The sequence below is a fragment of the Seonamhaeicola algicola genome (assembly GCF_007997385.1).
Taxonomy (GTDB): domain Bacteria; phylum Bacteroidota; class Bacteroidia; order Flavobacteriales; family Flavobacteriaceae; genus Seonamhaeicola; species Seonamhaeicola algicola.
In genome coordinates this window covers 530,032-544,738 of record NZ_VOSC01000019.1, presented here as the reverse complement: position 1 = coordinate 544,738, position 14,707 = coordinate 530,032, and the positions used below count along the sequence as shown (strand labels likewise).

The following is a 14,707-nucleotide window of genomic DNA, read 5'->3' as shown; positions in this document are numbered from 1 at the left end:
TTAAGTAATAGTGTGTTTTAAATACTGGTAAAAGTTAAATATAACTTAAACGCTACAGTAACTAAGTTTAAGCGTTTATTTTAGCTTAAAATATTATTTTTTAAATCCATATTATTAACGTAATTTTGCCCTCTGTTAAAAATTATGAAAAAGTTTTTTTACATATTAATACCAGCAATCATTTTAAGCTCATGTAGCGAATATCAAAAGGTTTTAAAAGAATCTGGAGAAGGTGCTGTAAAAAAGAAGTTTGAAATGGGCGAAGCCTTGTATAACGACGGTAAGTTTGCAAAAGCCAGCCGTTTGTTTGCGCAAATAGTACCAGAATACAGAGGGAAACCTCAAGCACAAAAGCTTATGTATCTGTATGCTATGACCTTTTATGAAATGAAAGATTATTACACATCAGCATATAGGTTTGAGCAGTTTACTACAGCGTATCCAAAAAGCGAAAAGCTTGAAGAAGCCGCTTTTTTAAGCGCAAAAAGTTATTACATGCTATCACCAGCATACACTAAAGATCAAAAAGAAACTACTGAAGCTATTGAGAAAACACAAGAGTTTATCAACAGATTCCCAGATTCTAAGTATTTAGAAGATGCTAACAAACTAGTAAAAGAACTTGAATTTAAGTTAGAGCAAAAAGCATTTCATATAGCAAAACAATACAGCGATATTGCACCTGGTTTTACAAGAGATTTTACCGCAGCTATAAAATCATTTGATAATTTTCTTTATGAGTTTCCAGGTTCAAAATTAAGAGAAGATGCGTTTTATTACAGGCTAGATGCCGTATACCAACAAGCTGTAAATAGTTTTGAGTACATAAGCTCTAGAGAAGAAGGCGTTGTTCAATTACGTAAACAACGTTTAGAAACAGCCAAAGAATATGGTAATTCATTTAAAAAAATGTTTGCTAACTCAAAATATACCGAGCAAGTAAATGAAATGGTAAGCGCTGTTGAAGAAGAATTAAATACGTATAGCACACAAAGTTAAACATAGTCACGATGGATTTAAAAAAAATCAATGCTCCTGTTAACACAGTAACTTATGATAGAAATCAAGTAGATGAGCCTACAGACAATATCTATGAGTCTATTTCTATTATTGCTAGAAGAGCAGAACAAATTAACACAGAGATTAAAAAAGAGCTTATTGATAAGTTAGAGGAATTTGCTACTTACAATGATAGCCTTGAAGAAATCTTTGAAAATAAAGAACAAATTGAGGTTTCAAAATTCTACGAAAAATTACCTAAACCTCACGCATTAGCTGTTCAAGAATGGCTAACTGATAAAATTTATTTTAGAAATACTGAGGAAGACGCTCAGTAATATTTCTTATGAGTATTCTAAGCGGCAAAAACGTACTATTAGGTATTAGTGGCGGAATTGCCGCTTATAAAACAGCTTCATTAGTAAGGTTGTTTATAAAAGCAGGCGCAAACGTACAAGTAGTAATGACGCCAGCTTCAAAAGAATTTATAACACCCTTAACACTTTCAACATTATCTAAAAATCCAGTGCATTCATCTTTTACCAATGAAGATGATGATAATGGCGTATGGAATAACCATGTAGATTTAGGCCTGTGGGCAGATTTATTTTTGGTGGCTCCAGCAACAGCAAATACCATGTCTAAAATGGCTAATGGTGTTTGCAATAATTTATTACTTGCTACGTATTTATCAGCAAAATGCCCTGTATATTTTGCGCCCGCTATGGATTTAGATATGTATAAACATCCAACAACATTAGCTTCATTTGAAAAGCTAAAACGTTTTGGTAATATAATGATACCTGCTACAAGTGGCGAGTTAGCTAGCGGATTAGTAGGCGAGGGTAGAATGGCAGAGCCTGAAGATATTGTAACCTTTATTGAAAACGATATTGTAAGCAAGCTACCATTAAAAAACAAAACAGTATTAATAACGGCGGGTCCAACTTATGAAGCCATAGACCCTGTGCGCTTTATAGGCAATCATTCTAGCGGTAAAATGGGGTTTGAAATAGCTAAAGCAGCAGCTAATTTAGGCGCTAAAGTCATATTAGTTACGGGGCCAACAAACCAAAATGTTTCACATAGTTTTATTGATGTAAAAGCAGTAGTAAGTGCACAAAACATGTATGATGAAGTGCATAAACACTACCAAAATGTTGATGTAGCTATACTATCGGCAGCAGTGGCAGATTATAAGCCAAAAGAAGTAGCACTTCAGAAAATAAAAAAGAAAGATACAACGTTAACATTACAGTTAGAGAAAACAAAAGATATTTTAGCGTCATTAGGAGCCATTAAAACCAATCAATATTTAGTAGGGTTTGCACTAGAAACTAATAACGAATTAGAAAATGCAAAAGGCAAGCTAAAAAGAAAGAATTTAAATTTAATTGTTTTAAATTCGTTAAATGATAAAGGTGCAGGCTTTAAAGGTGATACCAATAAAGTTACTTTTATTGATAAAAATGAAACTATTACTGAATTTCAATTAAAATCTAAGGCCGAGGTAGCCAAAGATTTATTAAACAAAATAACAGAGCAAATTGATGCGTAACATTTTAATTGTTTTTACTTTTTTAATTACATCGGTTGGGTTAGCGCAAGAGTTAAATTGCAATGTTGTTGTTAATGCCCAATTTACGGGTAATGAAAACTTTCCTATTTTTAAAACGCTAGAAAAACAACTAACAGAGTTTGTTAATAATACAAAATGGACTAACAAAACCTTTTTACCGCAAGAAAGGATTAATTGTAGTATGGTTATTAACGTTTCTAGTTACAGCGGCGAAACTTTTGAAGCCTCATTACAAGTACAATCATCACGTCCGGTTTATGGGGCATCATACAGTACGCCTATTTATAACTTTAATGATAAAGATTTTAATTTTAGTTATTTAGAGTATCAAAATCTTATTTTTAATCCGCAACAGTTTCAATCTAATTTAGTATCGGTTATTGCATTTCACGTGTATATGATTTTAGGTTTAGATGCCGATTCTTTTGCGCCAAATGGTGGTAGTGCCTATTTAAAGCAAGCGCAAACCATAACAAACTATTCGCAACAAGGAAATTTTAAAGGCTGGAAATTAGAAGATGGTTTACAGAGTAGGTTTATGCTTATAGATAATATTTTATCGCCTACATTTAAAGAGTATAGGCAAGTAATAAACGTGTACCACCGTGATGGTTTAGATGTTATGAGCGAAAATGCTAAAGAAGGTAAAGAAGCTATATCAGCAGTTTTACAACAGTTTCAAAGTATGAATAGCCGAAGACCAAACTCGTTTTTACAACGCACATTTTTTGATGCTAAAGCCGATGAAATAACTGAAATATTTAGCGATGGCCCCAATGTAAACATTGCTAATTTAAAAGATGTACTTCAAAAAGTAGCGCCAATGCACAGTAGCAAATGGCAAAATATTAAGTTTTAATTTACAAACGTTTAGTTTATTTTATAACTAAAAATTGCAACTCATAACTTATGCTAACAACCCTTTCAATAAAAAATTACGCCTTAATTGATAATCTTAAAGTAGATTTCAATAGTGGCTTTTCTATAATAACTGGAGAAACCGGCGCAGGAAAATCTATTTTACTTGGTGGTTTATCTTTAATTTTAGGTAAACGTGCAGATTTAAGTAGTTTGAAAGACGCTTCAAAAAAATGTATTATTGAGGCTGTTTTTAATGTAGCCGATTATAAATTAGAAGCACTTTACAAAGCTGAAGATTTTGATTATGAACCATTAACCATTATACGCAGAGAAATTTTACCATCAGGAAAATCGCGCGCATTTGTTAATGATTCGCCCGTTAATTTAAGCAGTTTACAGCTTTTAGGTGAGCGTTTGTTAGATATTCACTCGCAACACCAAACATTGCAGTTAACAGACGACGGATTTCAATTTCAAATAATTGATGCTTTAGCAAAAAACGAAACACCGTTATACAATTATAAAACCGAATTAAAAGTTTATAAAAAACTACAAAAAGAATTAAATGAGCTTTTAAATTTTCAAGCTGAAGCCATAAAAGAGCATGACTACAATGCTTTTTTATTAAAAGAATTAGTGGAAGCCAATTTGGTTGAAGGTGAATTGCCCGAATTAGAAGAAGAGTTTGAAACCTTAAATAATATTGAAGGTATCAAAGAAAAATTATCTGAAGCATATCAATTATTAAGTGATGAGCAATTAGGAGCTATTCCAACCTTAACTAATTTAAAAAATACTTTTCAAAAGTTAACAGGCTTATCATCAAAATATCAAGATTTATTTAATAGAGTAAACAGTAGTTTAATAGAGCTAGATGATGTTTTTTCAGAAGTAAACACACTTCAAGATAGTTTAGATGCAGACCCCAATAGGCTAGAACAGGTTGATACTAAATTAAAAAAACTATATGATTTAATGCAAAAACATGTAGCCGAAGATGTTTCAGAATTAATAAAAATTAAAGAAACACTTGAAGAAAAAGTTGCTGTTACCGAAAATTTAGATGATACCATTGCTAAAAAGCAACAAGCCATAAAAGCACAAGAAAACGTATTAAATACCTTGGCTAAAACTATTAATAAAAATAGAAGTTTGGCCATTCCAGAATTAAAAAAACAACTAGAAACCATACTAGCAGATTTAGGTATGGCCAACGCGCAGTTTAATATTGCAGTAAAGTTACAAGACGCTTTTTTACCTAATGGTAAAGATGATTTGGTGTTTCTATTTTCAGCCAACAAAGGCGGTAATTTTAATGAGTTAAAAAAAGCAGCATCAGGAGGAGAATTATCTAGAATAATGCTAGCAATAAAGTCTATTTTATCAAAATACATTCAATTACCAACCATAATGTTTGATGAAATTGATACAGGTGTTTCTGGCGAAATATCAAATAAAATGGGCGATATTATGCTGCAAATGAGTAAAACTATGCAAGTGTTTTCCATAACACATTTACCACAAATTGCAGCCAAAGGGCATTCGCATTACAAAGTGTATAAGCAAGATGTAGATAATGTAACGCAAACCAATTTGGTAAAATTAAACCATGATGAACGTGTTGTAGAAATAGCTCAAATGTTAGGCGGTTCAGATATGTCATCATCAGCCCTAGCGCACGCCAAAGAATTACTCAACTAAAAAAACAATAAGTTTTAAATAATAAATTATAAGTTTCTTATTTTTGAAGCTTTAAAAAAGTAACTAAAATTAGTTTTAGTAACACACATTAAAACGTAAACATAAACACAGGAATAAACCAACAGAGAGATATGTCACATAATTTATTAAAAGGAAAAAAGGGAATCATTTTTGGAGCATTAGATTCAAATTCAATTGCTTGGAAAACAGCAGAACGCGTTCATGAAGAAGGTGGGCAATTTGTATTAACAAATGCGCCAGTAGCCATGAGAATGGGTCAAATAAATGAATTAGCCGAAAAAACAGGCTCTCAAATTATTCCTGCCGATGCTACGTCTATTGAAGATTTACAAAATTTAGTAGAAAAATCAATGGAAATTTTAGGCGGTAAAATAGACTTTGTTTTACACTCAATTGGCATGTCTATAAACGTACGTAAAGGCAAACATTATACAGACCAAAATTATGATTGGACACAAAAAGGAACAGATGTATCAGCCATGTCTTTTCATAAAGTAATGCAAACACTTTACAAAGCCGATGCCATGAATGAATGGGGAAGCATTGTAGCATTAACCTATATGGCTGCACAACGCGTATTTCCAGATTATAATGATATGGCCGATAATAAAGCCTATTTAGAAAGTATAGCACGCAGTTTTGGGTATTTCTTTGGTAGAGATAAAAAAGTACGTGTAAACACCATCTCACAATCGCCAACACCAACAACAGCAGGTAGTGGTGTAAAAGGTTTTGACGGATTTATATCTTATGCCGAAAAAATGTCGCCATTAGGCAATGCAACCGCTTTAGATTGTGCAAACTATACCGTAACACTATTTAGTGATTTAACAAAGCGCGTAACACTACAAAACCTTTATAATGATGGCGGTTTTAGCAACATGGGTGTAAGTGATGCAGTAATGAGCACATTTATGAACGAAGAATAAAAAAATAAAATTATACCTTTAAAAGCCACCTGTATTGGGTGGCTTTTTTGCTACATTTGTGTATAAACAATTTGGGCGTTACCCATAGGGTCGGGCTTTCGGCAGTCACTTTTATATTTTGCAAAAAAGCATATTAAATAAGCAAAATATAAAGAGTTCCAACAAAGCCTCAATCCCTAACGCAAAAGCAACGTTAAACAAGTAATGGCATTACAATTTTCATTTATAATACCCGTTTACAACAGGCCCGATGAAACTTTAGAGCTCCTGCAAAGTTTTGTAAATTTAAAAACCAATACACCGTTTGAAATTGTAATTGTTGAAGATGGCTCAACAATAACCTCAAAAAATATAGTAGAGCAATTTAATACCATTTTAAACATAGCCTATTATTTTAAACCAAATTCTGGTCCAGGAGATTCTAGAAATTTTGGTATGCAAAAAGCCAAAGGCAACTATTTTATTATTTTAGATAGTGATGTTATTTTACCACCAAACTATTTAAACGCCGTAGAAAAAAGCCTAAATAAAAATTATGTAGATTGTTTTGGCGGGCCAGATGCTGCACACCAATCATTTTCCAATTTGCAAAAGGCCATTAACTTTTCAATGACATCAGTAATAACAACAGGTGGTATTAGAGGAAATAAAAATAGTGTAGGCAAGTTTCAACCTAGAAGTTTTAATATGGGTATTTCAAAACAAGCTTTTCAAGCATCAAATGGTTTTGGGCGTATTCACCCTGGTGAAGATCCAGACTTATCAATTCGCCTCTGGAATTTAGGTTACAAAACCAAACTTATTTCAAATGCTAAGGTGTTTCATAAACGTCGTATTTCTTGGAAAAAATTCTACATTCAAGTACATAAGTTTGGTATGGTAAGGCCTATTTTAAATACGTGGCATCCTTCAACAAAAAAAATAACATATTGGTTTCCTACTATATTTTGCTTAGGGTTTTTAATAGCATTATTGTTAGTTTTATTCAATTTTAATAACTTGTTGTTTGCATACGCATTGTACTTTGTATTGGCCTTTTTTGTAGCATTAGCTACTACAAAAAACTTAGAGGTTTCGGTGTTAGCAATACCAGCTATTTGCGTACAATTTTTTGGTTATGGTTATGGATTTTTAAAATCTACATGGGCCGTTGGTGTGCTAAAAAAACAACCTGAAGCCCGTTTCCCTAAGTTGTTTTTTAAAAAATAATAGCACCTTTAATATTGGCATTATCTTATTAAAATGATAGGTAAAATAAAATCTAAAATAGCAGCTTCAATTAAAAGCAAAAAACTTAATGTGTTCTTTTTGTTTCTGTTGTTTTCATTTGTAATATTAATAGTATCAAAACTATCAAAAGATTATACCAACACTGTATCGTTTCAAATAGAAAAAATAAATGTACCACAAGAACATGTTATTTTAAATGATTCGGTACAATTAAATATTACCTTAAAAACTCACGGTTTTAAGTGGTTAAATTACTATTTTAAAAAGCCTAAAGTACAAGTAGATTTTAGTAAAGATGTTATAAAAAAAAACAAAACATACATTTACAATAAATCTAAAGCTTACTTAAACAATACCCAGTTTGATAAACAAGTTGAATTGCTAAGTATAAACCCTGATACATTATTTTTTAGGTTTGATACTAACATGGTAAAAAAAGTACCTGTAACCTTAAACGCCTCAATTAATTATGCTATTGGTTACAATGCTTTAAATGCTATTGCATTACAGCCAGATTCTGTAGTGGTAATTGGCCCGCATGTATTGGTTTCAAAAATAAAAAACTTACCCACAGAACAACTTGTTTTAAATGATGTAAGAGATAATATTGATACTAAAATAGCTTTAAAATTACCTAAAGCGCATAAAGATTTAACCCTATCGGCAAAACAAATAAGTGTAACTGCTGATGTAGAAAAATTTACTGAGGGTACTTTAAAAATACCAATAAACGTTATTAATGTACCAAAAGGTGTTACAATTAAAATTTTTCCAAAAGAAGTCACGGTGGCTTACTATGTAAGTTTAAAAAATTTTCAAAATGTAGTTGCAACAGATTTTGAAGTAGTTTGCAACTATGCAAAAATAACCGAAAACCAAAGTGTTTTAGTACCAGAGCTGGTGCGTGTTCCTAATACCGTAAAAAGTGCTAAAATAAATAACAAACAAATAGAATTTATAATAACAAAATGATAGTTGTAGGGCTTACAGGTGGTATTGGTAGCGGTAAAACTACCGTAGCAAAACAGTTTGAAAGTTTGGGTGTTCCAGTTTATATTGCTGATAATGAAGCAAAAAAACTTATGAATACATCAAAAGTTATAAAACGAAAATTAACCGAACTTTTTGGCGAAAATGCTTATGTAAATAACACATTAAATAGGCCATATTTAGCCAGCATTATATTTAATGATAAAAGCTATTTAGAAAAAATGAATGCTATAGTACACCCAAGAGTTGCAAGGCATTTTAAAAAATGGGTAGCCAAACAAAATACAGTTTATGTTATTAAAGAAGTAGCTATTTTATTTGAAAATGGCGGCCATAAACACTGTGATTTTGTTATAACAGTTACAGCTCCATTGGCACTTAGAATAGAGCGTTTATTAAAAAGAGATGATACTACCAAAGAAAAAATAAAAGCTATAATGAACAACCAATTACCTGATGATGAAAAAGTAAAATTATCAGATTTTGTAATTGAAAATACTACAATACCAAACACTATAGCTCAAGTTGAAAAAATACATAAGCAACTGCTAGCAAAAGACAAATAACCTGCTATTTTAACATTTTTGTTAAGGTAAGGTTAAAACATAAGTGTACTACATGTTAAAATGTTAATTTTGGTTTGATGAGCAAGAAAATATTCACCCTACTGGTACTTTTAATGAGTTTATCTTTAATAGGGATAATATTTGTACAAGCTTATTTTATTAACGACTCTGTAAAAAACGAAAAAGAACGTTTTAAATTCAAGGTACAAAGGGCGCTTAGTTATGTTTCAAACACCTTAGAGGAAACCGAAATTGCTGAGTATTATGACAGATATCAAAGCCTGCCTAAAGAAGATAAAACCGATTCTGTTGCTGTTTCTCAGCTATTAATTTATCAACAAAACAATAGCACCAAAGAAACGCTAATTTACAGAAGCAACGTTTTAGAAGAAAATTATAAATTATCTTCATCGCTCTTTGACATTGGTTTAGATAGCCTTACAATACAAAACATAATAGGTAGCTCTAGTGCCGAGGTTTACAGTAATATTGAATTATCTGACAAAGACATAAACCAAAGCCCAGTAACAAAAATTATAACATCGGGTATTGTTGAAGATGCACAACGCCTAAGCTTTGAAAAAAGTTTTAAAGAAATACGAAAAAAAACACCCATACATAAACGTGTTTCTAAAAAAGAACTTGATAAATTATTAACCGAAGCTTTAAAACGAGACGAAATTGATATAGATTTTGAATACGCCATTTACAGCAATGATTTAGCAACAAAAGTACAAAGTGAAAACTTTGAGTTTGATAAAGCATCAACTTATAAAGTACCAGTGCTTTATGATGAAAACAACCAGAGCCCGTATAAATTATTGGTTAATTTTCCTAATGATAGAAGTTTTATACTATCAACAATAATAGGTATGATTTTACTATCAATAGTATTTACATCTATTATTGTAGTAGCTTATACAAGTGCACTATATCAGTTAATTAAACAACGAAAAATATCTGAAATAAAAACAGATTTCATTAATAACATGACGCATGAGTTTAAAACACCTATAGCAACCATAAATTTAGCTCTAGATGCCATAAGAAACCCAGCAATTATTGATGATAAAGATAAAGTGAAGCGTTATTTATCTATGATAAAAGAAGAAAACAAACGCATGCACGCCCAAGTTGAAAACGTATTAAGAATATCTAAACTAGAAAAAAATGAACTAAACATAAGTAAGGAACGCGTTAAATTGCACGACTTAGTTGAAGATGCTATAACCCATGTTGAACTTATTGTTGAAGACAGGCAAGGTTATATAAAACCATTTTTAAATGCCAGTAAAACATCGGTTTTAGCTAATGAAACGCACTTTACAAATGTTATAGTTAACATTTTAGATAACGCAATAAAATACTCACCCAATGCGCCCGAAATTGAGGTTTATACTGAAAACATTGGTAACAATGTACTCTTAAAAATAACCGATCATGGTAGCGGTATGAGTAAAACAGCAGTAAAGCATGTGTTTGAAAAATTTTATAGAGAAAGCACAGGCAACATACATAATGTAAAAGGACATGGTTTGGGTTTAGCCTACGTTAAACGTATAGTTGATGATCACCAAGGCTATGTTTCAGTAGAAAGTGAAAAAGGAAAAGGAAGCACATTTACAATTAAGCTTCCGTTAATATCATAAAAATATGGAAGAACTAAAAAAACGAATCTTATTAGTTGAAGACGACCCTAATTTTGGAACCGTACTAAAAGATTATTTAATGATGAATGATTATGAAGTAACCCATGCCAAAAACGGAATGGAAGGTTTTGAAAAGTTCAAAAAAGACGACTTTGATTTATGCATTTTAGATGTAATGATGCCTTACAAAGACGGTTTTACATTGGCTAAAGAAATTAGAGAAAAAAATGCCGATGTACCTATTATATTTTTAACCGCTAAAACAATGAAAGAAGATGTTTTAAAAGGTTACAAAGTAGGTGCCGATGACTATTTAAATAAACCTTTTGATAGTGAAGTGCTTTTAATGAAAATTAAAGCCATTATCCAACGTAAAGCCACAGAATCAATATCTGATAGTAAACAATTTGAGTTTAAAATTGGAAAGTTTGATTTAAACTCAAAACTGCGTTTTTTACGCTTTAATGGAGGAGACCCTGTAAAACTATCACCTAAAGAAAATGAACTTTTGCGTTTGTTAGCATTACATGAAAATGATTTAATGCCACGTGAATTGGCGCTTACAAAAATATGGAGAGATGATAATTACTTTACATCTAGAAGTATGGATGTGTACATTGCCAAATTACGTAAATACCTAAAGCAAGATGAAAAAGTAGAAATACTTAACATACATGGCGAAGGTTTTAGGCTTGTAATTAATGAGTAAATAATAGTTATTCAATTTGATTTAAAAAAAAAAATCCAGTTACAATTTAATTAAGTAACTGGATTTTTTTATTAGTGTTGTAAAGCTTTTTAGTCTTTTTTAACAGGTAATCTTATTTCATTTATAACATCAAAATCTACACGAATAGTATAAGGTTTTTCAGTAATCATTTTTATAACGTTAAATACTAAATAGCCTTTTATACGCTGAAAACTTTCAGAATAATAGGCGTTATCTTCACTTTTACCTAAATCTTCAACAGCTTCAATAACTAAAATATTATCATCATTTAAAGGTGCGTAAAAATCATCAGTAAAATCATTAATAGTACCAACACTTTTAGCAGTAATAAACGCCTCCTCATCAAAAGTTTCTAAGCTTTCAAAATAAGCATCAATACCTTTATCTATTTTAACCATATCACTAGTTGTAGCAATTTTATACGTTTTGGTTTCTAATAAAGCACTACCAGAATTTCTTATATATGCTAAATTTAAGCCATAATAATGCGCATCTTCAAATGAACCTAAATACATTTTAAGTGTGGTAACAAAGCCTTTGTTTTTTATGTGTGTGGTTCTAACTTCTGCAGGTGCAAAATCTTCAGTTTCATCAATACGTTCTTTACTTCTATCACTAACATTAATAACTATGTATGGTGTAAAATTAGTATTACTTGTTTCAGGTATGTTTGCTTCGGTTTCAGTATTTACAGGTGTTTCAGCAGTTGCACTTGTGTTATTTTTATCACTTTTACATGAAACTATTAAAAACATACAAGCAATTAAAAAAGTGTTTTTCATATTTAGGGCTTTTATAAATTAGCATGCTAATTTAAACGAAAAAACTTAAAGTTAAAGAAAGAAAAGTATTTCTTAAAAGTATGGTAACATACCTATTGTATTTTAATTTTGTTGAGTGTAAATATCATATTGCTAATATCACCTTCAACTTCGTTAATTCTAGAATTTGTAAAGTATAAATAGCCGTTATAAATGCTAAAAGTATCGGCCCATTTAACATTATTGCCTGCAATTAGTGTTTTAATTGTGCCGTTGGGTTGGCGGTACATTATTTTATCATTTTCTAAATCGGCAAAATATAAATTACCATTATCATCAAAAATCATCCCGTCTGGAGCTGCTGTTTTTGCTTCAAATATTACACTATTTTTAAGTTCAGATTCTTTTTTAGTGTGAATGTCATTGGTGTTAATAGCATACAAACTGTAGCCTGAAAGTGCATGATAGTATAGTTTATTCTGTTTTTCATTTAAAGCAATACCATCGGCATGTACGGTTCTGTTCCATTTTTTTCCATTAAATGTTAAGTGGTCAACCTCTGCGGTGGTTGATGTATGTTCATTAAGTATACGCTTATTTGCGCCTGTTTCTAAATTTATAACAACCAAACCACCATGACCAGAATCTGTACAATACATGCTATTATGTTTTTTATCAATCCTTAAATCGTTTATATACGAATCTTTAAAATAGGCGTTTTCATTAAGTGTATATGTTTTGGTTAATGTTTTTGTTTTTAGGTTGAAAACAAAAATTCTAGGAGCATCAAGCACGCCTTTAAATTGCGGATTACGGGTGTCTAGTACGTATAAATTGTTTTTGAAAGCTACTACAGACTGTACACAAACAAACGTATTGTTTGATAACGGACTGCCCATTTTCCATGAATTCCAATTTTCGTTTGGGTAACTAACAACGTTGTTAGTATTTGTTACTTGTGCTACAGAGGTAGTAATGTTATTGCGCCACCTTGGAAAATTTACAAAAATTGCTCCGGTGTTTGATACGGTTACGCCTGTTACTTGTTGGCCTTTAAATTGTGCTACCTCAATAACCTTGTTTGTAGGAGTTGTTGTAGGTTTTTCTACTTGTTTTACAGTATTGTTTTTTGTTTGTTTTTCAGTGTTTTTACACGATGCTAAAATGGTTACTAAAAACAATATGTATGTTGATAATTTCATGCGTTTATTTTTTAAGCTACTAATTTAATAAATACAAGCTTCATTTAATTTACGGTGCTTTATTTATTTAGGTTGTTTCTTTAGTAATCCATTTTCCAGTTTGTGGCGCTTTATAGTTTTTCATTTTTGCAAGTAATTCATCAATTTGGTCACTTACCAACACCATGTTTCTGTTTTCAGCTTTTAGCAGCCCTTTTTCTACCATTTGGTTTAAAAACGCCATTAATTCATTATAAAATCCGTTTACATTTAGCAGGCCAATGGGTTTTTTATGTAAGCCCAATTGCCCCCAGGTTAACATTTCAAAAAGTTCTTCTAAAGTGCCAAAACCACCAGGTAAAGCAATTACGCCATTACATAGTTCATTCATTTTGGTTTTTCTTTCGTGCATAGATTTTACCAAAATTAATTGGGTTAAACCATTATGCGCAATTTCTTTTGTTTTTAGAAACTCGGGTAAAACACCTATTACTTTTCCAGAGTTTTTAAGTGCGCCATTGGCAACAGCACCCATTAAACCTACATTGGCGCCGCCGTAAACCAACTCAATATTTTGTTGGGCTAATGTTTCACCAAGTTTATAGGCTTTAATTTCAAAATCGTTATCGGTTCCAAAGCTTGAACCGCAAAAAACAGTGATTCTTTTCATTTAATTTGTGATGTTTTTATTTTGAGAAATTTTTAAGTGTTTTTGGCAATGGGTTGGAATTGGTGATGGGGTTGGTTATTTGTTGTCTTTAGAAATTTTTTGAATCGCTTTTTACTTTGACTATTTTAGTTTAAATTCTTTTCTTTTTTTTGATTTAGTTTGTCTATAATTAATAGTTGCAAATGCCAGAATCTATAGTGGAATTATTTTTCGTATAGTCAAGTAAAACTCAATGTTGTTGAGTGTTTCTGTATAAGCTTTTTTTAATTTTATAGAACAAAATAATAAATATTTTCAAACTATCAGAAACTATCTTAAAATCTCTATTATTCTTTTTTGGTTATTTTTTTCCATTAACGGATGTTTTTTATCTATGATTTCGATTTATCTTACATTTTATCATTAATATTTACAATATCAATTTTCACTAGTGCATTTAAGATTGTCAATAGATAAAAACTATAATGATCTCTATTAATATAATTGAAACACTCTTTAGTTAATATTTTAACTTTTTTTTAACATTTTTAATTGTTGATAAGTGATAATAAATATGTATAAAATCAGCTTGTGCTTAAACGATATATTAAGTATTTTTGTAAAAATCTAAAACCTAATTCTTCTACTATGAGTTAAGACAAAGCAGGTTAGAGCCCTTAGACCTTTAATTAAGGGAATTTAATTTTAATCTTTAGAAATATTGAGAGAAATCAAAAAAAACAAACCACGATGGTGGCTTGTGTTTGAAAAGGAAATAAAACTTATAGTTCAGACGGCAATAAGTCTTATTAAAATGTGGTTACTATAAATTCCACATTTCCTGACCAAAGTGGCAGGAAG

14 protein-coding genes are annotated in these 14,707 nt (G+C 30.9%); 11 read left to right on the top strand and 3 right to left on the bottom strand.

Annotated elements, in window-relative coordinates; genetic code table 11:
• The first annotated feature begins 144 nt into the window (after positions 1-144).
• From FUA26_RS07800 to FUA26_RS07750, 11 genes are all read left to right on the top strand, one after another.
• Positions 145-999, top strand: coding sequence for an outer membrane protein assembly factor BamD (locus FUA26_RS07800; RefSeq protein WP_147133963.1), 855 nt, complete (start codon positions 145-147; stop codon positions 997-999).
• 11 nt (positions 1,000-1,010) lie between these two features.
• A complete protein-coding gene (locus FUA26_RS07795) occupies positions 1,011-1,337 on the top strand; it encodes a DNA-directed RNA polymerase subunit omega (RefSeq protein ID WP_147133960.1) in 327 nt (108 codons plus the stop codon).
• Positions 1,338-1,345: 8 nt separating this feature from the next.
• Positions 1,346-2,557 (top strand): bifunctional phosphopantothenoylcysteine decarboxylase/phosphopantothenate--cysteine ligase CoaBC, encoded by a 1,212-nt coding sequence (coaBC, locus tag FUA26_RS07790; protein WP_147133957.1) that lies wholly within the window; start codon positions 1,346-1,348, stop codon positions 2,555-2,557.
• Positions 2,550-3,437, top strand: a complete 888-nt coding sequence (gene porD, locus FUA26_RS07785; protein WP_147133954.1) for a type IX secretion system protein PorD — start codon at positions 2,550-2,552, stop codon at positions 3,435-3,437. The genes coaBC and porD overlap by 8 nt, the downstream gene beginning before the upstream one ends.
• A 50-nt stretch (positions 3,438-3,487) precedes the next feature.
• Positions 3,488-5,140 (top strand): DNA repair protein RecN, encoded by a 1,653-nt coding sequence (gene recN, locus FUA26_RS07780; RefSeq protein ID WP_147133951.1) that lies wholly within the window; start codon positions 3,488-3,490, stop codon positions 5,138-5,140.
• Between the two features lie 131 nt (positions 5,141-5,271).
• Entirely contained in the window at positions 5,272-6,090 is an 819-nt protein-coding gene (locus FUA26_RS07775) for an enoyl-ACP reductase FabI (RefSeq protein ID WP_147133948.1), read from the top strand.
• A gap of 204 nt (positions 6,091-6,294) precedes the next feature.
• Positions 6,295-7,299 (top strand): glycosyltransferase, encoded by a 1,005-nt coding sequence (locus tag FUA26_RS07770; RefSeq protein ID WP_147133945.1) that lies wholly within the window; start codon positions 6,295-6,297, stop codon positions 7,297-7,299.
• 33 nt (positions 7,300-7,332) lie between these two features.
• The gene (locus FUA26_RS07765; protein WP_246109101.1) at positions 7,333-8,292 is read left to right on the top strand and encodes a YbbR-like domain-containing protein; all 960 of its coding nucleotides are present in this window, start codon (positions 7,333-7,335) and stop codon (positions 8,290-8,292) included.
• Positions 8,289-8,876 (top strand): dephospho-CoA kinase, encoded by a 588-nt coding sequence (coaE, locus tag FUA26_RS07760; protein ID WP_147133942.1) that lies wholly within the window; start codon positions 8,289-8,291, stop codon positions 8,874-8,876. The genes FUA26_RS07765 and coaE overlap by 4 nt, the downstream gene beginning before the upstream one ends.
• A 77-nt stretch (positions 8,877-8,953) precedes the next feature.
• Positions 8,954-10,525: a sensor histidine kinase gene (locus FUA26_RS07755; protein WP_186826884.1), complete on the top strand. Its 1,572-nt coding sequence runs from the start codon at positions 8,954-8,956 to the stop codon at positions 10,523-10,525.
• A 4-nt stretch (positions 10,526-10,529) separates the two neighbouring features.
• Positions 10,530-11,234: a response regulator transcription factor gene (locus tag FUA26_RS07750; RefSeq protein ID WP_147133939.1), complete on the top strand. Its 705-nt coding sequence runs from the start codon at positions 10,530-10,532 to the stop codon at positions 11,232-11,234.
• 89 nt (positions 11,235-11,323) lie between these two features.
• Here the strand turns inward: FUA26_RS07750 and FUA26_RS07745 are convergent, their stop codons facing one another.
• The 3 genes from FUA26_RS07745 to FUA26_RS07735 all read right to left on the bottom strand — a co-directional run bounded on the left by FUA26_RS07745 (position 11,324) and on the right by FUA26_RS07735 (position 13,867).
• Positions 11,324-12,037 carry a hypothetical protein gene (locus FUA26_RS07745; RefSeq protein ID WP_147133936.1) on the bottom strand — a complete coding sequence of 238 codons (714 nt, stop codon included), beginning with the start codon at positions 12,035-12,037 and terminating at the stop codon, positions 11,324-11,326.
• Between the two features lie 92 nt (positions 12,038-12,129).
• Positions 12,130-13,218, bottom strand: a complete 1,089-nt coding sequence (locus FUA26_RS07740) for an L-dopachrome tautomerase-related protein (protein WP_147133933.1) — start codon at positions 13,216-13,218, stop codon at positions 12,130-12,132.
• Between the two features lie 67 nt (positions 13,219-13,285).
• Complete coding sequence (locus FUA26_RS07735; protein ID WP_147133930.1) at positions 13,286-13,867, bottom strand: LOG family protein; 582 nt, start codon at positions 13,865-13,867, stop codon at positions 13,286-13,288.
• Between the last annotated feature and the right edge of the window lie 840 nt (positions 13,868-14,707).

Coding starts and splice junctions, on each gene's coding strand:
- FUA26_RS07800 (WP_147133963.1), top strand. CDS start 145: ATGAAAAAGTTTTTTTACATATTAATACCAGCAATCATTTTAAGCTCA.
- FUA26_RS07795 (WP_147133960.1), top strand. CDS start 1,011: ATGGATTTAAAAAAAATCAATGCTCCTGTTAACACAGTAACTTATGAT.
- coaBC (WP_147133957.1), top strand. CDS start 1,346: ATGAGTATTCTAAGCGGCAAAAACGTACTATTAGGTATTAGTGGCGGA.
- porD (WP_147133954.1), top strand. CDS start 2,550: ATGCGTAACATTTTAATTGTTTTTACTTTTTTAATTACATCGGTTGGG.
- recN (WP_147133951.1), top strand. CDS start 3,488: ATGCTAACAACCCTTTCAATAAAAAATTACGCCTTAATTGATAATCTT.
- FUA26_RS07775 (WP_147133948.1), top strand. CDS start 5,272: ATGTCACATAATTTATTAAAAGGAAAAAAGGGAATCATTTTTGGAGCA.
- FUA26_RS07770 (WP_147133945.1), top strand. CDS start 6,295: ATGGCATTACAATTTTCATTTATAATACCCGTTTACAACAGGCCCGAT.
- FUA26_RS07765 (WP_246109101.1), top strand. CDS start 7,333: ATGATAGGTAAAATAAAATCTAAAATAGCAGCTTCAATTAAAAGCAAA.
- coaE (WP_147133942.1), top strand. CDS start 8,289: ATGATAGTTGTAGGGCTTACAGGTGGTATTGGTAGCGGTAAAACTACC.
- FUA26_RS07755 (WP_186826884.1), top strand. CDS start 8,954: ATGAGCAAGAAAATATTCACCCTACTGGTACTTTTAATGAGTTTATCT.
- FUA26_RS07750 (WP_147133939.1), top strand. CDS start 10,530: ATGGAAGAACTAAAAAAACGAATCTTATTAGTTGAAGACGACCCTAAT.
- FUA26_RS07745 (WP_147133936.1), bottom strand. CDS start 12,037: ATGAAAAACACTTTTTTAATTGCTTGTATGTTTTTAATAGTTTCATGT.
- FUA26_RS07740 (WP_147133933.1), bottom strand. CDS start 13,218: ATGAAATTATCAACATACATATTGTTTTTAGTAACCATTTTAGCATCG.
- FUA26_RS07735 (WP_147133930.1), bottom strand. CDS start 13,867: ATGAAAAGAATCACTGTTTTTTGCGGTTCAAGCTTTGGAACCGATAAC.